Annotated in this window: 18 protein-coding genes and 1 tRNA gene; 6 read left to right on the top strand and 13 right to left on the bottom strand. The window is 47.9% G+C overall.

From position 1 onward, the window contains the following. Positions 1–82: 82 nt before the first annotated feature. The 4 genes from EDC63_RS14015 to EDC63_RS14000 are packed head-to-tail and all read left to right on the top strand — an operon-like array spanning position 83 to position 3,075. Positions 83–922: a mechanosensitive ion channel family protein gene (locus EDC63_RS14015; RefSeq protein WP_124947156.1), complete on the top strand. Its 840-nt coding sequence runs from the start codon at positions 83–85 to the stop codon at positions 920–922. Next, on the top strand, positions 915–1,757 hold the full coding sequence (locus EDC63_RS14010; protein ID WP_132920947.1) for a magnesium transporter MgtE N-terminal domain-containing protein: 843 nt from the start codon (positions 915–917) through the stop codon (positions 1,755–1,757). Before EDC63_RS14015 ends, EDC63_RS14010 begins: the two co-directional genes overlap by 8 nt. Further along, positions 1,754–2,815: a magnesium transporter gene (locus EDC63_RS14005; RefSeq protein WP_124947154.1), complete on the top strand. Its 1,062-nt coding sequence runs from the start codon at positions 1,754–1,756 to the stop codon at positions 2,813–2,815. Before EDC63_RS14010 ends, EDC63_RS14005 begins: the two co-directional genes overlap by 4 nt. Continuing rightward, a complete protein-coding gene (locus EDC63_RS14000) occupies positions 2,734–3,075 on the top strand; it encodes a magnesium transporter (RefSeq protein WP_124947153.1) in 342 nt (113 codons plus the stop codon). The genes EDC63_RS14005 and EDC63_RS14000 overlap by 82 nt, the downstream gene beginning before the upstream one ends. Positions 3,076–3,243: 168 nt before the next feature. Here EDC63_RS14000 and EDC63_RS13995 read toward each other — a convergent pair whose 3' ends face one another. Then, positions 3,244–4,002: a PhoH family protein gene (locus EDC63_RS13995; protein WP_124947152.1), complete on the bottom strand. Its 759-nt coding sequence runs from the start codon at positions 4,000–4,002 to the stop codon at positions 3,244–3,246. A gap of 282 nt (positions 4,003–4,284) precedes the next feature. Between EDC63_RS13995 and EDC63_RS13990 the strand changes: the two genes are divergently transcribed. Next, entirely contained in the window at positions 4,285–6,288 is a 2,004-nt protein-coding gene (locus tag EDC63_RS13990; protein ID WP_124947151.1) for a UvrD-helicase domain-containing protein, read from the top strand. Positions 6,289–6,378: 90 nt separating this feature from the next. On the opposite strand, the gene EDC63_RS13985 is transcribed toward EDC63_RS13990, so the two are convergent. Continuing rightward, complete coding sequence (locus EDC63_RS13985; protein WP_124947150.1) at positions 6,379–7,056, bottom strand: hypothetical protein; 678 nt, start codon at positions 7,054–7,056, stop codon at positions 6,379–6,381. Between the two features lie 370 nt (positions 7,057–7,426). Beyond that, the gene (locus EDC63_RS13980) at positions 7,427–7,981 is read right to left on the bottom strand and encodes a c-type cytochrome (RefSeq protein ID WP_124947149.1); all 555 of its coding nucleotides are present in this window, start codon (positions 7,979–7,981) and stop codon (positions 7,427–7,429) included. 132 nt (positions 7,982–8,113) lie between these two features. Here EDC63_RS13980 and EDC63_RS13975 point away from each other — a divergent pair. After that, a tRNA-Arg gene (locus EDC63_RS13975) sits at positions 8,114–8,190 on the top strand. Positions 8,191–8,239: 49 nt separating this feature from the next. Here EDC63_RS13975 and EDC63_RS13970 read toward each other — a convergent pair. From EDC63_RS13970 to EDC63_RS13925, 10 genes are all read right to left on the bottom strand, one after another. Continuing rightward, entirely contained in the window at positions 8,240–9,310 is a 1,071-nt protein-coding gene (locus EDC63_RS13970; protein WP_124947148.1) for a protein-glutamate methylesterase/protein-glutamine glutaminase, read from the bottom strand. 39 nt (positions 9,311–9,349) lie between these two features. Beyond that, positions 9,350–9,964, bottom strand: coding sequence for a chemoreceptor glutamine deamidase CheD (gene cheD / locus EDC63_RS13965; protein ID WP_124947147.1), 615 nt, complete (start codon positions 9,962–9,964; stop codon positions 9,350–9,352). 51 nt (positions 9,965–10,015) lie between these two features. Then, complete coding sequence (locus tag EDC63_RS13960) at positions 10,016–10,879, bottom strand: CheR family methyltransferase (RefSeq protein ID WP_124947146.1); 864 nt, start codon at positions 10,877–10,879, stop codon at positions 10,016–10,018. A 71-nt stretch (positions 10,880–10,950) separates the two neighbouring features. After that, on the bottom strand, positions 10,951–13,770 hold the full coding sequence (locus EDC63_RS19095; protein WP_124947145.1) for a methyl-accepting chemotaxis protein: 2,820 nt from the start codon (positions 13,768–13,770) through the stop codon (positions 10,951–10,953). Positions 13,771–13,812: 42 nt separating this feature from the next. After that, the gene (locus EDC63_RS13950; protein WP_124947144.1) at positions 13,813–14,307 is read right to left on the bottom strand and encodes a chemotaxis protein CheW; all 495 of its coding nucleotides are present in this window, start codon (positions 14,305–14,307) and stop codon (positions 13,813–13,815) included. Positions 14,308–14,318: 11 nt separating this feature from the next. Next, the gene (locus EDC63_RS13945; protein ID WP_124947143.1) at positions 14,319–16,457 is read right to left on the bottom strand and encodes a chemotaxis protein CheW; all 2,139 of its coding nucleotides are present in this window, start codon (positions 16,455–16,457) and stop codon (positions 14,319–14,321) included. A 90-nt stretch (positions 16,458–16,547) separates the two neighbouring features. Further along, the gene (locus EDC63_RS13940) at positions 16,548–16,913 is read right to left on the bottom strand and encodes a response regulator (RefSeq protein ID WP_124947142.1); all 366 of its coding nucleotides are present in this window, start codon (positions 16,911–16,913) and stop codon (positions 16,548–16,550) included. 69 nt (positions 16,914–16,982) lie between these two features. Next, entirely contained in the window at positions 16,983–17,789 is an 807-nt protein-coding gene (locus tag EDC63_RS13935; protein ID WP_124947141.1) for a hypothetical protein, read from the bottom strand. 381 nt (positions 17,790–18,170) lie between these two features. Continuing rightward, complete coding sequence (narL, locus tag EDC63_RS13930; RefSeq protein ID WP_124947140.1) at positions 18,171–18,824, bottom strand: two-component system response regulator NarL; 654 nt, start codon at positions 18,822–18,824, stop codon at positions 18,171–18,173. Then, a complete protein-coding gene (locus EDC63_RS13925) occupies positions 18,821–20,752 on the bottom strand; it encodes a histidine kinase (protein WP_124947139.1) in 1,932 nt (643 codons plus the stop codon). The genes narL and EDC63_RS13925 overlap by 4 nt, the downstream gene beginning before the upstream one ends. Positions 20,753–20,923: the final 171 nt, after the last annotated feature.

Below are 20,923 nucleotides of genomic sequence, written 5' to 3'. Positions count from 1 at the left end.
TATAATGACCAATATCAAATTTTTTCAATGGCTAAGCCGGTTCCACAGTCCGCTTTTTCTAAGCGCATTACGAGGATAGAGGATGGATTTTTTAACGCAATGGCATGCTGCCTTGTCAGGTGTGCTCGATCAGACCGTTGAGCGACTGGCATTCTACTTGCCAAACGTGATGGGCGCGTTTTTGTTGCTGTTTGTCGGCTGGATTGTGGCGCATTTGCTACGGGCGGCAGCAGTACGCCTGACGCTGCTGGGTGAACGGGCGCTGTCGAGTTTTTCAGTTGGTCGCAGTACACTGCCGACACGTCTGCCAAGCGCATCGGCAAAAATTCTGGGTAGCGTTGTTTTCTGGGTGGTTGTGCTGTTTTTTCTCACAGCGGCGACCCAAGTGTTGGGTTTGCACACTTTTACCGCATGGCTTGCACGGGTAGTTGACTATCTGCCGACTGTATTTGTTGGTGCACTGATTATTATTGCCGGATTTATGGTCAGCCAGCTTGCCCGTGAGGTAGTGCAGGCGGCAGCTGTCAGCGCTGGCGAGCGCCAGCGAACATTGATTGGTCGCGTGGTGCAGGCGGGTATACTCATTACAGCCATCCTTGTTGGCGCTGAGCAGATTGGAATTAAAGTGACCTTTCTGGTCATTCTTGCAGCGGCAGTCAGTATTGCTTTGGTAGGCGCTGTGGCTCTTGCGCTGAGTCTCGGTGCCCGTGAGTATGTCGCCAACTTGATTGGCGGGCACTATTTGCGACAACGCTATAATGTTGGTCAATATGTGCGTGTCGCAGGTTTTGAAGGGCGGATTCTTGAAATAACGGAAACGGCAGTGGTGCTGGAAACCGTTGAAGGCAGAGCCAGCCTCCCGGCTAAGGTTTTCAACGAGCAGCCGATCGTTCTGGTGGTCAGCGGGACAAACGATGGCTAGCAACGAAGCCCTTTCTTTCGCATTTCTGGAATCCCACCCGGCAGATGCGGCGCGTGTGCTTGAGCGGCTTGCGCCTGCTTCTGCGGCAGCGCTATTGAAATCGGCGCCCTTGCGGCTTGCCACACCTGTACTGCGCCACATGTTTCCGCTTGCAGGTGCGCGCTGTCTGGAACAGTTAGAAGATTCAGAAACTAACGGGTTGCTGCATGGCGTCGGTGCTCAGGCGGGGGTAGCCTTGCTGCGACAATTCGGTGCCGAGCGCAGGGCTCAGTTGCTTGCCCAGCTACCAACAGCGCTGACTATCGCTTATGAATTATTGCTCGGTTATCCGGAAGGTACAGTGGGTGCCTGGATGGATCCGCATGCCTTAGCGTTGCCTGCTGACATGACCGGTGGAGAATCCATTGAACGTGTGCGTCGTGCAGACGATGCCCCAGTCGCTGATCCTTTTGTCATTGATCACAACCAGCGTTTGATTGGTTATGTTGAGCTTGCTGATTTGTTGCGTGCAAATACCAAAACACCGCTGACAAGAATTGTGCGTCCCAGCCCTCATCGTTTACCCGCCCAATCTATGATTGCCGGTTTGAGTGAGCACCCGGGCTGGCGTGTGTCATCCATATTACCTGTTGTTGATCGAGGCGACAGGCTGGTTGGTGCGATCACGCATGCTGCGTTACAGCGGGCGCTTTCGATAGAGACAGTCGCACCGTTAGACCGTAAATCTGAAGACGCACTTGTGGATGTTGCCAGCGCTTACTGGTTCGGTGTCTCCTCGGTGATTCAAGCGCTTGTTAGTCTGCTGCCTGTAGAGCGCAGGGATAGAAAGTCATGAACGCGGATGCAAAAGCGGCTGTCGCCGCACTCAATTTACGTTTCTTACTGGATTACCCGCGAGAGGCAGCGCGACGCATCGAGGCGATGCCAGCGCGAGAGGTAAGCGCAATGCTGGCAGCGCAGCCCATGCACGCAGTGGTTCCTGTCTGGCAAAACCTCGCCACCGACGTGGAGCAAGCCGTCTTTACCGAGTTACCCGAGGTGCAAGCTGCAGAATTGCTTGCCGAACTCGAACCTGCACGCAGCGCATCATTACTTAACCGGCTGGATGACGAAGAACGCGATCGCTACAAGTCGTTGCTGAGCGCGCAAGTGGCTGCTGAAATTCGCACGTTGATGCAGTATCCAGCCGATTCTGCTGGTCAACTCATGGACCCGCGAGTGCCTGCATTCCGCGGAGAACTGACCGCGCAGGAAGCGCTGGCGCGGTTGCGGCAGACAAAGTGGCGCGGATTACGTGAATTGTATCTGATAGACGATGACGGAAGGCTGGACGGACGTGTAGATATTCAGGACCTGGCACTCGCCGACCCGGAAGAAACGCTTGCGAGGATCTCACGCAAAATTGTGGACGCTGTGCAAGACACCGCTCCGCGTGAAGATGTTGTAGAAAAGATGCAGCAGGATGCGGTGACAGACCTGCCAGTGATAGATTTCGACGGACGGCTGGTCGGTGTTATTAGACAAGCCAAGCTTGCGTCTGCCGTGCAGCAGGAAACCACACTGGACATTCAGATCATGGTGGGTGCAAGTCGTGATGAGCGCGCGCTTTCGTCTACTTTATTTGCGGTAAGCAAGCGTCTGCCATGGCTGCAAATTAACCTGCTGACAGCTTTTCTTGCCGCATCTGTCGTCGGATTGTTTGAGAGTACCATCGCCAAATACAGCGCGCTTGCAGTGCTATTGCCTGTAGTTGCCGGCCAATCTGGCAACGCTGGCGCGCAAGCGCTGGCGCGCAAGCGCTGGCGGTCACCATGCGCGGACTGGTGTTGCGCGAGATCAGTTTACGACATTGGCCCAAGGTTGTATTTAAGGAAGTCGGCGTTGGTTTGCTGAACGGACTTGCAATCGCTTTTACTACGGCTATCGGCGTTTATATCTGGAGCAAATCCTGGGGGCTGGTGCTGGTGATAGCCGCTGCGATGGTAATTTCAATGATCGCAGCAGGCTTTGCTGGTGCACTGGTGCCGATTATGTTGCAACGTTTCGGGCAGGACCCTGCGCAGTCGTCCTCGATCATTCTCACCACTGTGACCGATGTGGTCGGTTTCTTCTCTTTCCTGGGTATCGCCACACTTTTTTCTTCTATGCTTTGAGTTGCCGATATTAACCGCTCGTAAGTTTATTGTCTCAAAAAAAAGGCCACAGAGTTAACGTGGCCGTTAGAATCGACTTGTTTGTTTTGAACCTGTCTGCCGTTTAAAGCAAGGCGCTTTCTTTAAACGGCAGACATTCAGTAGTTACCGTCAATAGCGTGTAACAGTTTATCTGGCGGCAGCCGGTATTCTATTTCCGTAAACATTGGCACTGTCCTGCTCAAACGCTTCGCAGATTTCTCTACATAGCCCGGAGCGTACCGAGTCAGATGCTTTAAAGGAAAATACCTTTACACTCGGAATAAAACTCAGGATACGCAGTGCCTCAGCCAAACCGGAGATACCCGTCAGATCAGTCTGATCCAGATCACCATTCACAATTACTGTGCAATTTTCCCCGATACGGGTGAGGAACATGCGCATCTGGGCAGGGGTGGCATTCTGGGCTTCATCCATGATCACATAGGCATTTTTGAAAGTTCGCCCTCGCATGTAAGCAAGGGGAGCGCCTTCAATTTTGCCATGACTAACGTGGTAATCCACTGCGCTTTTGCCGAGGCGTTCGTGGAGTACATCCCGGAAAGGTTGTAACCATGGTTCGTACTTTTCATCTTTGTCACCAGGCAGAAAACCTAACGACTCACCTGCCTCAACAGCGGGTCGGGTGATGATGATTTTTTCTATACGTTTTTCACGTAGCGCCTCAGCTGCCAGTGCTCCGCAAACATAGGTTTTGCCGGTGCCTGCTGGTCCTAAACCAAATACCAGCGGGTAGTTCAGAATGGCGTTGCCGTATTGTTCTTGCGGAGAGTTGAGGTACTTAAAGGGGTAAATTTTGGGGGAGGGGGTGACGAGGGAAAGGATGTTTTCAGTTTCGAAGGGATGCGTACTTGCACGTGGCTTTTGGTGTCGGTCTCGTCTGCTCATAGCTACCTCAGTTAGTGAAAAGAGATGGTGCTGATTAAGACTGTACGCTCTCTAATATGACAGTTCAAGCATTTGTTTGCGAGTTTTGAAAATATTTTTTACATGACATTTATGTGACAGATTTGAACAGGGAAAAATTGATTGAATGTGTTGAAAGACGGACGATTCTGGTTTTTGCAATGCTTTTATGCTGACAATACTTCACATAATCCAACTCGTCTGACTATCGTTTCTAGGTTAAAATCACACTTTAGTCATTCGCATCCCGTCCCCCGAAATTTTATGCTTTCCCATCTTAATGCCCCGCAGCGCGAAGCAGTCAAATATCTGGATGGCCCCTTGCTGGTGCTTGCCGGTGCAGGCAGCGGCAAGACCCGGGTAATTACCCATAAGATTGTTTACCTTATTGAAGAATGCGGTTATTCACCGCAGCATATTGCTGCCATTACCTTTACCAATAAAGCTTCGCGTGAAATGCAGGCGCGAGTGAGCAAGTTGTTGCAGGGTAATAACAGTAAAGGGTTAACAGTCACAACATTTCACTCCCTGGGAATGCAGATATTGCGCCAGGAAGCGAAGCATCTGGGATATAAGCCGCAATTTTCCATTCTTGATGCCTCGGATAGTATGAGCATCGTCAGCGATATTCTCAAAACAACCGATAAGAAAGAAATTCGGCGTGGGCAAACTCTGATCTCCAACTGGAAAAATGCCATGTTGTCCCCGGTTGCTGCCATGGAGCAAGCTGAGAGTGATATTGAACTTCAGTATGCGACGGTTTACCGTACGTACCAGGCCACATTGCAAGCGTATCAGGCCATGGATTTTGATGACTTAATCCGCTTGCCAGTGGAGTTGTTTGATCGGGATGCTACGGTGCTGGAAAAATGGCAGAACAAGCTGCGCTATTTACTCATCGACGAATATCAGGATACCAACACTTGCCAGTATCGTATGGTTAAACAGATTGCAGGTGTGCAGGGGGCATTTACTGCAGTAGGTGACGACGATCAGGCGATTTATGCCTGGCGCGGTGCCAATGTGGAAAATTTACGTATCCTGCAGGATGATTTCAGTCGGTTGCATGTGATCAAGCTGGAACAAAATTACCGCTCCACCGTACGTATATTACGTGCGGCCAACACGCTGATTGCCAACAATCCAAAGCTATTTGAAAAGAAACTCTGGAGCGATCTGGGAATGGGTGAAACCATTCAGGTGGTGGCAGCCCGGGACGAAGATCAGGAAGCCGAAAACGTAGTCATGCGTTTGCAATCCCACAAGTTTGAAAACCGGACCAAGTTTTCGGATTACGCGATTCTTTACCGGGGTAATCATCAGGCGCGGATTTTTGAACAGTATTTGCGCAATGCCCGTATTCCCTATCAGTTGTCAGGGGGTACATCATTTTTCGACCGCACAGAAATCAAGGACATTATCGCGTATTTACGGCTATTGGCTAACAGTGATGATGATCCGGCCTTTATCCGAGCCGTGACCACCCCCAAGCGGGGTATAGGCGCGCAAACACTGGAAAAGCTGGGTAATTATGCGGCAGGGCGCCATATCAGCCTGTTTGCAGCAGCGTTTGAAGCGGGAATGGAACATCAGCTAGGGCCCAAGCAATACGAGCCGCTGATGACTTTCTGCAACTACATCAATAATCTGCAGTTCCGGGCAGAACGCGAGTCTTGCGAATCCATTATGCAGGATCTGCTACAGGCGATTGCCTATGAGGCGTATCTGTTCGATCAGGAAGAAGCGCGCGCAGCACAATCCAAGTGGAGTAATGTACTGGATTTTGTTGGCTGGCTAAATAAAAAAGCCGAAGCGGATGGGAAAAACGTGATCGAGTTAACGCAACTTATCGCGCTGCTCAATATCCTGGAAGGACGTGATGAGGGCGAAGTAGATATGGTCCGGCTCTCAACCCTGCATGCAGCAAAAGGGCTGGAATTTGGTCATGTATTTCTGGTGGGGATTGAAGAAGGGATTTTGCCTCACCGTGAAAGCATTGAAAATGGTCAGATAGAAGAAGAGCGGCGACTTATGTATGTGGGGATTACCCGCGCCCAGAAAAGCCTGACACTGACCCATTGCAAAAAGCGCAAACGTGCCGGCGAATGGCAAATGTGCGAACCAAGCCGATTTATTGATGAACTGGCGCAGGAAGATTTGCGCGTGAGTGGAAGAGAAAGTGACCCTGCCACCCAGAAGGCAGAGGGAACCGCAAAACTTGATCAGCTCAAAGCCATGTTGAGCCGCAAAGCCGGAGTTGAAAAATAAATTGGGCAGGTTTTAGAAGCGTTACAAGGCTATCTGTTGATTAATCAGGTAAAACACTACCCGATTAATTAACAGATAGTCGCTCCGGGTTCACTGGTCATTAACCTTGGCACCACGCCGTCCGGAAGCAAAAAAGTAGATAGGTTCCTCATCCAGAAACCGATCAATTACAGACGAATAAGAACGACTTTCACCCGGGTTGATGCCATTGTGGTCACTGATCTCAGCCATTCCCACTTGAACGCCATGCCGGTCAAAGGCAAAAATACGCACTTCAGGGTGAAGGATAGTGTCTTTTGTATTTTCAACCACCAGTTTGAATTCAAACCGTTTGTTACCGTTTTGATTGAGTACCGTAAATACGATATTTTTGATAGGTGGCTCGTTGATTGCAATCACTTTGTCTGCAATCAGATCACGCAAATGAGGCAAGCGTCCTTTGATTAAAGCAGCGCTTTCCTTGCGTGAACGCTCTAGTTCTGGCGCTACCAGACTAAGTTCCTGCTTGAGTTTGAAAACATCACCATGCATTTCACTATTTTCCTGGCTCAGATGGCTAATGCGAATCGTTGCGTAAACACTTACAAGCAGGAGAATAATGATAGAAATGGCCAATGCCACAGCCAGTATCAGACGCTGGCTGCTTCTTCGCTGTCGATTGCGGCTGGCGTGATCGGAGTGCGAACGCGTAGTGCGTTCTTGTTCAAAAGAGTGCGATTGGTGTCGATCAATTGTATCGGCAATAGATTTGTTGCTGGCTTCGCTCATAGGTGTCGTGCCGCCTGATCAATACATTTACGTTCTGACATTATCCCCTTTTAAACTTGGTCAGTATTCAAGCAGATATTAGCCGCTCTGTAACGCGAATGTGAGTTGTGGCGCCTGTTTTCTCCAATTAAAATTTTTATTTTGCTGAGTTTAGCATAAATGCATACAAAATTATCCTTACACAGGATCAATCGGTAAAGTGCAATTTACTCTATGGATGTGAAACAGTAATGCGAAGCTATTTTGTTTATAGCTAAATTAAAGCAGAAGACCAACGGTTAGTTATGCAAGTGTGATCGAAAATGTTATGTGTAAAAAAAAGCACCGGCGCTAACCGGTGCTTTTTCAGATATCTTCAAAAAATTGAAGATTATTTCTTGGCGGCGTCCGCAGGTGCGGCAGCAGCGGCAGGTGCAGGAGCAGCAGCTGGCTCTGGCGCGGTAAACTTGGCACCTGCAGAATTTGCCATGTAAGCAACGGCACGAGCCATTTCTGTATCAGACAACTCGGCATCACCACCACGGGCTGGCATCTGGCGAATACCTTCGATCGCATGCTTGATCAGTGTCTGGTAGCCTTGAGCTATGCGAGGACCCCAATCGCCCTTGTTGCCATATTTAGGCGCACCCAGAGCACCCGGTGTGTGGCATGCAGTACAGACGGCATTGAAAACTTCTTCACCGCTCTTTTCAACTTTAGGTGCATTAGCATCCACGACTTTTACTTCACCAACAGGCTTGATCCGTTCGATAACAGCGGTATCAGAAGTATCCGCAGTAACTTTGTTACTGTGCCCGGACTGAATGCCCAATACCAGTTGTATGACTAGAAATATGGCAAGTAACGGCGCAAACAAGCCTGCCAGTGTGGCGATGATGACTTGTTGCGGGGTTGTTTTTGTCATCCCGACATTTTGTTCGCTCATGATTGCATCCTTAATATTGAGTAGATGGTCTTAAATGCTATTTAATAAACCCGCAATTATAACGGGAAAATGCAAAACCGCAAAAGCATCAACGTAGGAGTTTTTAAGAAAAATCGTTATAATGGCATTTTTGCGCCCGTAGCTCAGTTGGATAGAGTGTTGGTTTCCGAAGCCAAAGGTCACAGGTTCGACTCCTGTCGGGCGCACCAATCAAGTGTTTCCCTGAGTAGCCACTTTAAAACTGTTAAATTTTTAACTTTAAGTAGTTTTGCTTTTCTGGCTGGAAATATACGCGAGGATTTTTCGTGATATGTCCTGCAACACAACGATTTCATCTACGCCCCCCGCAGCAACAGCTTCTTTAGGCATGCCGTATACCACGCAACTTGCTTCGTTTTGAGCAAAGTTATAGGCCCCGGCCTGTTTCATTTCCAGCATTCCCTGTGCGCCATCTTTGCCCATGCCTGTGAGGATAACGCCGATAGCGTTTTTTCCTGCGAAATTGGCGGCTGATCTGAAAAGCACATCTACCGACGGTCGGTGACGGTTGACGGGAGGTGCTTGACTGAGTTCGGTCATGTAATTGACACCACTGCGCCTGATCAGTAAATGTGAATGCCCGGGTGCTATGTAAGCATGCCCTGGCAATATTCGCTCATTGTTTTCTGCTTCTTTGACAGTGATTTTGCATACGCTGTTTAAGCGTTCTGCAAAAGATTTGGTAAAGGCTTCCGGCATGTGCTGGGTTACCACAATGGCAGGGCAGTCTGCCGGCATTTGTATTAGCACTTCTTTAATCGCTTCTGTTCCGCCGGTAGATGCCCCGATGATAATGATTTTTTCAGTGCTGATGATAGCGTTGGATACTGAAGGTAATACAGCGTCAGCAGTATGGCTTTGGGTGATATTGAACGAGGCAGTGTTTTTCAGTTTTGCCTTGGCAGCTGCGCGTATTTTGTCTGTAATTTCGTTACTATTCTCCAGAATGTTTTTAGAAATATCGAGTTTGGGCTTGGTGACAAAGTCCACTGCGCCTAACTCAAGTGCCTTGAAGGTGATGCTTGAGCCACCTTCTGTGTAGGCGGATATCATTACGACAGGCAGGGGGTGAAGTCGCATCAGTTTTTCGAGGAAGTTCAGGCCGTCCATCTTGGGCATTTCTACATCCAGAGTTAACACATCCGGTGTGAGCTCTTTGATCATTTCACGTGCTATTAGCGGATCAGGGGCGGTACCCACCACTTCCATATCAGGTTGGCTGTTGATCACTTCCTTCAACACGCTGCGGATTAAGGCGGAGTCGTCAATGATGAGTACTTTTATTTTCATATTTTCTTCATAACCCTCATGGAGGAGTAAACTTGAATATCATGTAAACAGTTCGATGTCGCCTTCCATTTTGGAATAACTCAGGCGAGAATTGTATTCTTTTTCACGGGCAATAATTGTGTCGTTATGAACACGTTTGAGTTTTTTGACCATAACTTTTCCTGTTGCCGGGAAGTAATAGACTTTTCTAGGGTGGATGTCCAGCAAGTCCTGAGCGACAACCTTGATACGTTCTGTAGCAAGATAGTCTAATGCAAACTGGGCATTGCGCTCACCTATGTTCGCTACCGTAAATCCACGTAACACATTGCCGCCACCAAACAGTTTGGCTTCAAAATTCTGACGTTTTGCACCAAGCTTGGTGAGTTGGTTGATCATCATTTCCATTGCATAAGTGCCATAGCGGGCGGAACTACTGAGCGGATTGTTTTGATCCTGGCCACTATCTGGCAGCATGAAGTGGTTCATACCACCAATGCCGGTGGTGCGGTCGCGGATACAGGCGGCAACGCAGGAGCCGAGCACCGTAACCAATACCATATCGCGCCCTGTAACAAAGTATTCGCCCGGCATGATTTTTGCCGCATCGATATCGAAAGTCCGATCCCAATATACATTGGGCGCGGCAACTTCTTCAAACCCGTGGTTAGCCATGAAAGCAATATTCCGTTTGGCTGCTAAAAATTGGTTTGATCTTCATGCGGGTCAGCGCGTTTTATGTTGGGCATTTGCAGCAAGCTCATAAACTGTTTTGCTGCGTAATTTAAATAAATTGGCCGCATGGTAAAAACTTTCAGAATGGCCTGCGAATAATAAGCCGTCCGGTTGCATCAGCGGCACAAATTTTTCCAGTATGTTGTACTGGGTTTGCTTATCAAAATAAATCATCACGTTGCGACAAAAAATAGCATCAAATGGCCCCCTGATTGACCAGGTGGGGGCCAGCAGATTTATTTGCCTGAAAGTGATCATATCACGTAATTCCTGGCGAACTTTAACGTGCCCTGCCTGCGTTCCTGTGCCTTTTAAAAAAAAGCGTTTAACCGTATCTTCAGGTAACTTTTCTATGCGATCCAAAGGATAAACGCCTTCTCGGGCAATCGCTAAAACATTGGTGTCCAGATCCGTTGCCAGAATTTTGACTGGCGGCGTGTAGCTGCCAAATAAATCGACCATTGTCATGGCCATGGAGTAGGGTTCTTCTCCTGTTGAGGAAGCTGAGCACCATAACATGATGGGGTGTGTGTTTTTGTGTTGCTGTATGTGCTCTGTCAGAATTGGAAAATGATGGGGCTCACGAAAAAAAGAGGTGAGATTGGTTGTAAGGGAATTAGTGAACGCTTCCCACTCTGCGGCATCATTGGTCTCAAGAAAGGCCAGATATTGGTCAAATGTCTGTAATCCGGTAGCGCGCAGGCGTCTTGCCAGGCGGCTGTAGACCATGTCTTCTTTAGACTGATTAAGTGATATGCCGGCATGATCGTAGATGAGTTTGCGAATGCGATCGAAATCTTTCACGGTAAAGTGAAATTCGCGGGTTTGCTCAGTGTTTTTATTGCTTTCAGCCATGGTTATTTATCTTGGGATTGCCGGTTTGTTTAAGTTGCCATACTCGTTTCGAGAATCGAGTATGGCCTTCATTAAAATTCTTCCCACTCGTCTTCGGCAGGGGGAAGAGACTTTGCTGAAGGTTTTCTGGTTGAACGGGCAGGGGGCTGAATGGGGGCGTGCCTGGGGGCTGCGAGTTGCTTGGGTGCGCCCCGGTAGCTTGTGAATTCTTCCAGTTTGAAGACACTGACTGCATCAACCAATGATTGCGCTTGTTCCTCGAGCGATTCTGCGGCAGCAGCAGCCTCTTCAACCAGTGCTGCGTTTTGCTGAGTCACTTCATCCATCTGTGTGATAGCCTGATTGACTTGCATAATGCCGGCGCTTTGCTCCATGGAAGCGGCAGAAATTTCAGCCATGATGTCGGTGACGCGTTTCACCGCTGTGACAATCTCCTGCATCGTGCGGCCCGCTTCTTCCACCTGTTTGGTTCCCCCTTCCACTTTGTCTACGGAATCACCAATCAGGCCTTTGATTTCTTTTGCAGCCGCTGCGGAACGCTGCGCCAGGTTGCGTACCTCGCCAGCGACCACAGCAAAACCGCGGCCTTGCTCTCCGGCACGGGCTGCTTCAACGGCAGCATTCAACGCCAGAATGTTGGTCTGGAAGGCAATGCCATCAATGACGGAAATGATGTCTACGATTTTGCGAGAGCTATCATTGATGGCACTCATGGTCTGAACTACCTGGTTAACGACAGCACCGCCTCGCACAGCAATTTCAGATGCGCCGTTGGCCAGTTGGTTTGCCTGTTTGGCATTATCAGCATTCTGTCTCACAGTGGATGTTAATTCTTCCATGCTGGAAGCTGTTTCTTCCAGAGAAGAGGCTTGCTGTTCTGTACGTTGTGACAGGTCACTATTTCCCGCTGCAATTTCTTTTGATGCTGTGTTAATGGCATCGGTGGATTCTTTGATCAGGGTAACAATTTCCTTGAGTTTTTCTACCGTAGCATTGGAGTCATCTTTGAGCTGGCCAAATGTTCCGAAGTATTCATTGGATATTTTTTCAGTCAGATTGCCTTGTGCAAGCGCGCCCAACATGCGCACTACTTCGTTGAGGCCTGTTTCACTGGTTTGCATGAGCTGATTGACACCTTCACCCAGCTGCTTGAAGAAGCCGGTTTTGTCAGTTATGTCCATGCGATTGCTGAAGTCACCCATGACCGCACCCTCTACAATTCTCGCCACTTCCTGTTCGGTAGCTACTTCAACGGTGCGGTCATGCCACTCCACAACAGCCCCAAGGCGTTCGCCCCGATCATTCATTACCGGGTTGGCGGTGAGGGCGAATGTGCGCCCCCCCATCAAGATGGTAGCGCGGTAGGTAGAAGTGAAAGTTGCCAATAGTTGTTTCTGATGTTCCGGATTCTTGTGAAAGCCGTCAATGTTGCCACCCTTCAGACCAGCGAGGCTGAAATTCGGCAGGTCTTTGCGAATATCCTGTTCGGCAGTACGGAACATGTTTTGAACAGAGCGGTTCATGTAAATAATGTTGCGCTCATTGTCGGCAATCATCACGCTGGTAGTCACATTGTCCAATGCTGTCTGGATGCGCAGGGATTCGTTAGCGACGCGTTTTGATTCGGCAACATCAAATCCCAGCTTGATCTGCATGGAACGCAGAGCATTCAGTACCTTGCCAATTTCATCATTATTGGTAACTTCAATTTTATTGTTGTAGTTGCCTTCAGAGATTTTGTTAAAGTAACTGATTGTTTCTTCCAATGGTTTCACGATGGCGCGGATCAGGAAGAAGCTAATCCATAGTGCAATGATCAGCCCTGCCGTAATGAGTGAGATGGCGATATTGCGTGTAGTAGTATAGCGCTGCTTAGAAATGTCATTTTCTTCCTTGGAAATATCGAGCTGAAGTTTGATCAGGGCGTCTGCACCTTCTCGAACAGGCGCAAAATCCGGTAACGCTATTTCCTCAAAGATTTGTTTCGCTTCATTGAGTTTGCCGGCACGCAAAGCCGTAACTGCTGGATCTAATCCTTCCTTGAGGAACTTCGTGCGATCAACTATAAATTTTTCCGCCAGTTGTTTTTCTTGAGGCGTGAGGGTGGTTTCCATATAGCCATCCCATGCCTTAGTTATCACTTCCTTATTCTGATAAATTTCATCTGTATATTTGGTTATTGAGGCCGGTTCCGGATTGGCGAGGGATTGCAAGATATTAATCTGATTGCGGTTCATCCTACGAATAACGGTGTCCAGTTGTCCGATGGGGATCACATTGTTTTCGTAGACTGATTGCAGGCGATGGTTTGCCGTGCTCATGCCCATCATTCCCATGACGCCAATCAGGATCAGCAGGGCTGATAATAACCCCATGACTAATATCAGACGGGATTTAATGGTTTTATTCCTGAAAAGATTGAGTCTCGCGGCGATGCTGGGTTTGATGACTTTTCCTTCCTGAATTTTCATGCTGCCGGCTTTGCCATCCCGGAATAACTGATAGTCTCGGGATGCTTCTTCAATCTGGTTGCGGCTGGGCTTGCTACGCACGGACATATAACCTATGACCTGGTTGCCTTCCCGGATTGGCGTAGCATTGGCCAGCACCCAATAAAAATCACCATTCTTGCAGCGATTTTTGACCATGCCGGTCCAGGGCTTGCCGGATTTCAGAGTGGCATACAAATCGGCGAACACTTCTGATGGCATGTCCGGGTGCCGCACAACATTGTGAGGTTGCCCTATCAATTCTTGCGAGGTAAATCCGCTTACCCGCAGAAAATCCTGGTTGATATAGGTAATAACGCCTTTCAGGTCAGTTTTTGAAACAACGGAATCGTTTTCTGTCAGCACGTATTCGTTGTTGGTCACAGGCATGTTCATGCGCATTTTGTGGTTCCCTTTAACAGGTTAAATTTTAATTTTTGGCGATCAGATTGCAACGTTGTCTACCAGTTCCATCTCTCTACTGGTCATGAGCCGTTCAATATCCACCAGTATGATCATGCGTTCTTCAAATGTGCCTAACCCCACTATGTACTGGGTATCCATGGCGGCTCCGAATTCCGGTGGGGGCTGAATTTGTGATGCGGGAAGTGTAATCACATCTGAAACACCATCGACCACCATGCCAACAACGCGGTTGGCAACATTCAGAATAATGACAACCGTAAACTGGTCATATACGGGTGTGCCTAGTTTGAACTTGATGCGCATATCCACTATAGGGACAATAATGCCGCGCAAGTTAATTATGCCCTTGATAAATTCCGGGGTATTAGCAATATGGGTGACTGCATCATAGCCACGAATTTCCTGTACCTTGAGAATATCAATGCCATATTCTTCCTTGCCCAAAGTAAAGGTCAGAAACTCGTTGGTGTTGCCTGTGCTGGCATCAACTCTGGTTTCTTGTGATGTCTGCATGGTCTGTCTCCTTAATCTTTATTCTGTGTACTGGTTGTAACCAGCGAAGCGACATCCAGTATGACCGCTACACGGCCATCCCCCATGATGGTAGCGCCTGAAACGTGCGGAACCTTGCGGAAATTGGTCTCCAGACTTTTAATCACTACCTGATGCTGGCCCAGAAGTTCGTCTACAAATAGTGCGACTCTCTTGCCTTCTGCCTCCAGCAGCACCAGAATGCCCTGACTCGGTTCGGTTACTTTAGGCCGCATGTTAAACAGTTTGTGCAGTGCAATCAGGGGCAGATATTCGCCACGTACCTGTACAACCTGACCCTCGCCCGTGACGGTTTTGATGTCGGCTGGAGCAGGCTGCAAGGACTCTGATATAAAGGCGAGAGGGATAATAAATACTTCTTTGCCCACGCCAATGGACATGCCGTCCAGTATCGCCAGTGTAAGAGGTAGACGAATGGTGATTTTAGAGCCCCAGCCTGCTTCTGACTGGATTTCAACACGTCCGCCCATTTCCTGGATATTGCGTTTCACAACATCCATGCCCACGCCACGTCCAGAAACATCCGTGACCTCTTCGGCTGTGGAAAATCCGGGTGCAAAAATCAATTGCCAGACATCCTGGTCAGGCATGTTGTCTGTTACAGATAAACCCCGTTCTTTGGCTTTATCCAGTATTTTGTCGCGATGCAAGCCGCTACCATCGTCGCTGACTTCGATGATGATGCTGCCACCCTGGTGGAAAGCGCGCAAGGTGATGGTGCCCTTGGGGTCTTTACCCGCTGCGATGCGTTTTTCAGGTAATTCAATTCCATGATCCAGACTGTTACGGACTAAATGGGTGAGGGGGTCGGCGAGTTTCTCTATTAGCACCTTGTCCAGTTCTGTATCTTCGCCGATGGTTTTCAGTTCAATCTGCTTGTTGAGTTTGGAGGCTAAATCCCGAACCAGCCTGGGGAAACGGCTGAAAACGAAGTTGATCGGCAGCATGCGAATCGACATGACGGACTCTTGCAGATCACGGGTGTTGCGTTCCAGTTGTGCCATGCCGGTCATGAGATTTTCGTAAATGACAGGATCGACAGTAGAAGCTGCTTGAGCCAGCATGGCTTGGGTAATGACCAGCTCACCAACCAGGTTGATGAGTTGGTCAACTTTGTCTATGTTGACCCGGATAGACGTATCAGCAGTTGGGGTGGCTGCAGGTGTAGTTTGCACTTGCGAGGCAGTTGTTGTTGGAGGGGGCGTTTGTGCAGGCTGTGCTTTTATTTCCTCAATATCAGTAAAAAATCCATAACCGGCATCTTCATCAGGTGTGACCTGGGCAGGGGTAATTTCAGTAAAAAAACCGTAGCTGGTATTTTCAGCGGGAGTATCCTGCGGCGTTTCAATATGCGTGAAAAAACCATAACCGGGGTCTGAATCCGCTGTTTCGCTGTAAGTGAAGAAACCGTAACTTTCATCCTCGCTGCTTTGAGGTTGTAGCTGAATATCAACCTGATCGGGCTTGGTAAAGTAAGCGATGGTATCAAGCAATTCGGCTGAGTCGGCGTAGGTGGACAGTTCGATTTGCCACAAGGATGGGGATAAGGCAGCGCCATTCTGGATGATTTTCAGGTTGCCTAAACCGGAAAGCTCAGCAAAAAGATTGTCCAGATTGATCTCGGGTTCAACGGTAAACTCGATATGGTAATGTTTTTTTGTGGGCGCTGTGTCGGTTGCAGAAGAGGTATTTACAGGTGTTTCAATGGCAACCTGTTCAGCCGTTTTTTTTGCGAGGGCATCCAGCTTTCGACACACTTCGGAGATCACGGACTGTTCTACTGTGCCACCATTCTGATGGGCATTCAGTTGCGCTTTGAGTATATCGCCAGCTTTTAGAAATTCGTCTATCATTTCTGTGCGTAGCGGCAGTTCTTCCTTACGCAGCCTGTCCAGCAGCGATTCCAGAATATGCGTTACTTCGGTCATGTCGTTGAAGCCGAAGGTGGCTGCTCCGCCCTTGATGGAATGGGCAGCACGAAAAATCGCGTTCAGGTCATCCAGACTGGGCGCAGCAACATCGATATCAACCAGCAGGCTTTCCATGGTTTTCAGGTGTTCTGCGGTTTCTTCGAAGAACACCTGATAAAATTGACTCATATCAATGGTCATTTCATGCCTTTAATCCCAGCATTTTCGTGCAGGGTATCAGTGGTGTGATGCGTTTTTGCAAACCGGTATCATCCTTATCGTCGGGTGAATTTAACCGATGACTTTTTTGACAACTTCAATCAGTTTTTCCGGATCGAAGGGTTTTACCATCCATCCGGTTGCACCAGCAGCTTTGCCCTGGCTTTTCATGGCTTCACCTGCTTCTGTGGTCAGCATCAGAATGGGGGTGGTTTTGTATTCTGGTAATGTGCGCAAGGTTTTGATGAGCGTAAGTCCATCCATTATTGGCATATTCTGGTCTGTGAGCACCAGGTTGATGGTTTGTGACTTGGCTTTGTCCAGCCCATCTTGTCCGTCGACTGCCTCTACGACATTGTAACCAGCTCCTTTTAACGTATAAGCAACCATTTGACGAATGGATACTGAATCGTCAACTGCAAGAATCGTTTTTGCCATTGTGTTAGTCCCTGTGCCTTTTATTGGCGTTAGCGTGCGTTAAGTTAAAAGTTCTATAATATAAAACGGTTAAAACAAATCAATGTCACCTGCGCCCATATGAGTTTGAGAGACCGGATTGTATTTTGCTTTGCTGATCAGTTCTGAGGCTTCGTTGATCGCTTTCTTGAAGTGATTCAGATTCTGAATCAAGTTGCTTAAGTTATCCGAATCATGTTGGTTGAGTGTCATGTGAACATTTGAAATGTTTTTCATGATGCTTTCGAGGGAGTCTAACCGATTGCTTACGTGGGCAATAATTTGTGCTGCCAGATCCTGAAACTGTAATGAGGTAATGGTGGTACGTACATTTTGTCCGGTTTGCTCTGATAATGTTCCGATTTGCGCGACGAGAGCATCATTGTTGGCACTGCTTTCAGTTTCAATCAGCTTTTCATGGCTGATGTTCTCTGTTAGCTTCAAGTAAATAGCGTGCTGCTGCCGCGTCTGATTTTCTATAGCAGTAAAGCTGGTGAGTAATTTGTGAATAGCATCTTCCAGAAGGACTCTGAGTTGGGTCAGCTCATGTTTGGCCTCGTTAAACTGAGCATTGAATTCACGCGCCATATCATTAAAGAGCCCTTGGGTTTTCTGGGTTAGCTGCTCAAATTCTGCGCTGGTTTTTTGCCAGTCTGTGTAATTTTGTGTTTTGAAGGTAAGGGCGCGTCTAATAATCAGCATCCATCCAGCAATGAAAAACAGCAGCAGGATGTAATCTTCCGGTGCAAACTGCCAGTTTGAGGTGGACACCATTTTGATGCCGGCAATGACTGTAATAAGCAACAGGACTTGCAGTGTCGTTGTGATGATGGTTTTGTTCTTTTGAAAACTAACCAATTGATTGATAGCCTTAATGGTGCACCAGTTTGTATTAGGATTTGCAGATTTAACTATGGTTAATCCGTTCGCAAGAGCCGCTCTGCAAAAAGTTAAGTTTTTTTTACGATGGCAATATTTGTAGCATCGTTAAATTGTGCTCGCATCTGTTTATATCGGAATCTGGGCTTAAAACTTTAGTATCACCTTCCAGAATAAAGCCTGATTTGTATCAGGAAGATTGGATTGGCAAGGAAATACAGCTTCATATTGATTCTAAGCTAGATCATTCATGATAGATGTGTCTGGAAAATATGAAAGCTTTTCAAGAATAATGGGCGTTGCAATTAATTTACATGTGCAAATAGATAGTTGGAATCCGGTTGCAAAGTGATGCTTGCTTTAAGCTCTTCTAACTTTTTCCACTGCCCAGACGGCCGCTTCAACGCGTGATTTAAGATTCAGTTTCTTTAACAAATGTTTTACGTGGACTTTAACCGTACCTTCGGTAATATTGAGTTCACGGGCAATCAGTTTGTTGCTTTTTCCTGTGGCGATATGATCCAGTATTTTACCTTCCTGGTCGGTTAAGCCTGCCTCATCAGTGCTTTTGGGACGGCTCTCTGCCTTCAGGGCGTGGGCGAGCAACCCCGTCAGGCTATTACTTAACGCCATTTGACCCTGACCTGCGGAACGAATGCTGGCGAGTAAGTCTTCCGGTTCCATGTCTTTTAGCAAATAGCCATCTGCACCAGCACGCAGGGCATCAATGAGATCGTCGGCGCTGTCGGAAACGGTCAGCATGATAATGCGTGATTCAATACCTGCTGCCTTCAATATTTTCAGTACATCTATGCCCGACATATCTTTCATATTGAGATCCAGCAGGATCATGTCAGGCTGTTTGTCATAGGCAAGTTCGATGCCTTCCTCGCCGCTGGAACCTTCTCCGACGATGGTAAATTCTTCCGCTGTTTGAATTAACTGGATGACCCCTTTGCGAAACAAGGGATGGTCGTCAATGATCAATATGGTTTGATGTATTACCTGATTCATGTCGCAAGGTTGTCCTGAAGTGGTTGGATGGGGATAAATCGGTTACCGGAACGAAAGCTTAAATTGACATGCGTTCCACCTCCTTCCCGCTGGTCTATCTTCAAAGTGCCGCCTAAGCTGCGCGCGCGTTCTTGCATGATGGACGTACCGTAGTGATGCGTATCAGCGCGTTTGGTGGAAATTCCCACCCCATCATCTTCAATGTTAACTGAAATCGTGTTGTCTGCGATATGGGTGATGCTAACCCAGGCGTGCTGTGCCTTGGCATGGTGGGTGATATTCGCGAGCGCTTCACGCACGATTTGCATGATGTGAATTTCTTCATTGGCGGATAAATGCCAACCATTGAGGGAAGCATCAAACTGAATAGGAATGCCTGCACGTTTAGTAAATTCCAGGGTGGTTTTTTCAAGCGTGGGGATCAATCCATCCCCTTCGATTTTTAAGCGGAAAGTGGTGAGCAATTCTCGTAACTCCCGGTAGGCACTGTTCAAGCCTTCGCGTAATTCGCTGAGTACTTGATTTGCGTCTTCTGCACCATTGTGTTTTGACATGATGGTTTGCAGACGGCTGACCTGAATTTTCATGTAAGACAGGGATTGGGCCAGTGAATCGTGCAATTCACGAGCGATAGATCCACGTTCTTCAAGTAAAGATAAGCGACGGTTTTGCTCTGATCGTTTACCGGTACCAATTGCAATGCCTATGTGTCGACTCAATGCTTCCAGCAAGGTGGTTTGCCATGGCTCAAGCGGTTTGTTATTGGGTATTTCAAGCTGCATGATGCCATATTGTTTCTCCAGGTCATGCAAAGGAATAGCCAAGATCTGCCTTTCCTGGTGCTCACCCAAGTGTCGAACATGCAGCATGGTCGTCTCCAAACATTTGGCGCAATTTGTCAGTGTGCAAATGTTGATATTGCCTTTGCCTGGTTCAAGTGTCGAAGCCAATACGGCAGCCTGGTCATTTTCGTTCTCGATCAGGCAGGTAATGCCATGACCGACACCCAGTAAATGTTCAATGTCATTGAGCAAGGCGACATAAGAGTCTTTTGCAATGGGCGCATCGTAGAGTCTTGAAATGGAATGATAGAGCAGTTCCAGAGAGCGATTACTGCGCTCCAGATCAGCTGTTTTTTCAGCGACTCTGGATTCGAGGTTCTGGTACATTTTGGATAAATCTTCAGCCATGGCATTAAATGCTTCACCCAGTCGACCCAGTTCGTCTTCACCCGTATGTTGGGACCGGACACTGAGATCCCCTTTACCGGCATGTTCCGCACAGGAGAGCAGATCGCGCAATGGGGTGAATACATCGGTGTACATCACGTACATGGTGGCAAACACCACTATCAAGGTGGAAAACAGGGAAATGCCGAGAATTGTACTTAACATAACGATACGATTTTCGGCTTGCAGGGTTAATTGCTGGACCAAGTTATCTATCTTTACCACGAAATCGTTTATTTCATTGACTAACTCCGTGTCTCGCTTGGAAGTTTCGGCGAAAGTAACTGAATGGCTGTTGGGGGCGAAGGCTTGTATCCGAGGTTTTATGCTGGATTGCCAATCCAGCATAATGTCTTGATAACTGGCATTCGGAGACAGATTATCCTGAGATTCTGAAACTGAAATCATTCGTAATTTTGGTTTTTGCAAAGTACTTTCGAAGCGCTGGATGGCATTCTCGACATTTCGCCAGTTTTCTGCTGAATCGTTTCTTTGTGCAATCAAGACCAGGCTAGACATGCGGTAGCTTTGCATCCGCAGTGAGCCTGCTACGTTGATGGTTTCGGCGCTGCCCTGTGTAATGCCGGCAATGATGATGGAGCTGGCCATGCCAATGACGCCAAGGAGCGTAATCGCGGCCATGGCAATGCCAAGACGCAGCAGCAGGGAACGTTCAAAAAGCTTGTTGAAAATTTTCATATCAAATAACCGGTAAAAACCAAATTGAATTGCAGGGGCAGAAGAAGTACCACCAAAGAAAATTTCATTGTGTGGGTTGGTCTTGTGAATTCTAAAAGTAACAGTATACCAACAGGTTAGTGCATTTTCACTATACCACTTTAGTGGTATTCCTTCTATTTTAGTCAACTA

The organism is Sulfurirhabdus autotrophica (assembly GCF_004346685.1).
GTDB classification, from domain to species: Bacteria; Pseudomonadota; Gammaproteobacteria; order Burkholderiales; family SMCO01; genus Sulfurirhabdus; species Sulfurirhabdus autotrophica.
Note: the sequence above shows the minus strand (reverse complement) of the source record. Positions and strands in the feature narration are given on the sequence as shown.

Coding starts and splice junctions, on each gene's coding strand:
- EDC63_RS13925 (WP_124947139.1), bottom strand. CDS start 20,752: ATGAAAATTTTCAACAAGCTTTTTGAACGTTCCCTGCTGCTGCGTCTT.
- EDC63_RS13995 (WP_124947152.1), bottom strand. CDS start 4,002: ATGAGCAGACGAGACCGACACCAAAAGCCACGTGCAAGTACGCATCCC.
- EDC63_RS13970 (WP_124947148.1), bottom strand. CDS start 9,310: ATGAAAATAAAAGTACTCATCATTGACGACTCCGCCTTAATCCGCAGC.
- EDC63_RS13945 (WP_124947143.1), bottom strand. CDS start 16,457: ATGACCATTGATATGAGTCAATTTTATCAGGTGTTCTTCGAAGAAACC.
- EDC63_RS19095 (WP_124947145.1), bottom strand. CDS start 13,770: ATGCGCATGAACATGCCTGTGACCAACAACGAATACGTGCTGACAGAA.
- EDC63_RS14000 (WP_124947153.1), top strand. CDS start 2,734: ATGCGCGGACTGGTGTTGCGCGAGATCAGTTTACGACATTGGCCCAAG.
- EDC63_RS13960 (WP_124947146.1), bottom strand. CDS start 10,879: ATGGCTGAAAGCAATAAAAACACTGAGCAAACCCGCGAATTTCACTTT.
- EDC63_RS13990 (WP_124947151.1), top strand. CDS start 4,285: ATGCTTTCCCATCTTAATGCCCCGCAGCGCGAAGCAGTCAAATATCTG.
- EDC63_RS13980 (WP_124947149.1), bottom strand. CDS start 7,981: ATGAGCGAACAAAATGTCGGGATGACAAAAACAACCCCGCAACAAGTC.
- EDC63_RS13985 (WP_124947150.1), bottom strand. CDS start 7,056: ATGAGCGAAGCCAGCAACAAATCTATTGCCGATACAATTGATCGACAC.
- EDC63_RS14005 (WP_124947154.1), top strand. CDS start 1,754: ATGAACGCGGATGCAAAAGCGGCTGTCGCCGCACTCAATTTACGTTTC.
- narL (WP_124947140.1), bottom strand. CDS start 18,824: ATGAATCAGGTAATACATCAAACCATATTGATCATTGACGACCATCCC.
- EDC63_RS13950 (WP_124947144.1), bottom strand. CDS start 14,307: ATGCAGACATCACAAGAAACCAGAGTTGATGCCAGCACAGGCAACACC.
- cheD (WP_124947147.1), bottom strand. CDS start 9,964: ATGGCTAACCACGGGTTTGAAGAAGTTGCCGCGCCCAATGTATATTGG.
- EDC63_RS14015 (WP_124947156.1), top strand. CDS start 83: ATGGATTTTTTAACGCAATGGCATGCTGCCTTGTCAGGTGTGCTCGAT.
- EDC63_RS14010 (WP_132920947.1), top strand. CDS start 915: ATGGCTAGCAACGAAGCCCTTTCTTTCGCATTTCTGGAATCCCACCCG.
- EDC63_RS13940 (WP_124947142.1), bottom strand. CDS start 16,913: ATGGCAAAAACGATTCTTGCAGTTGACGATTCAGTATCCATTCGTCAA.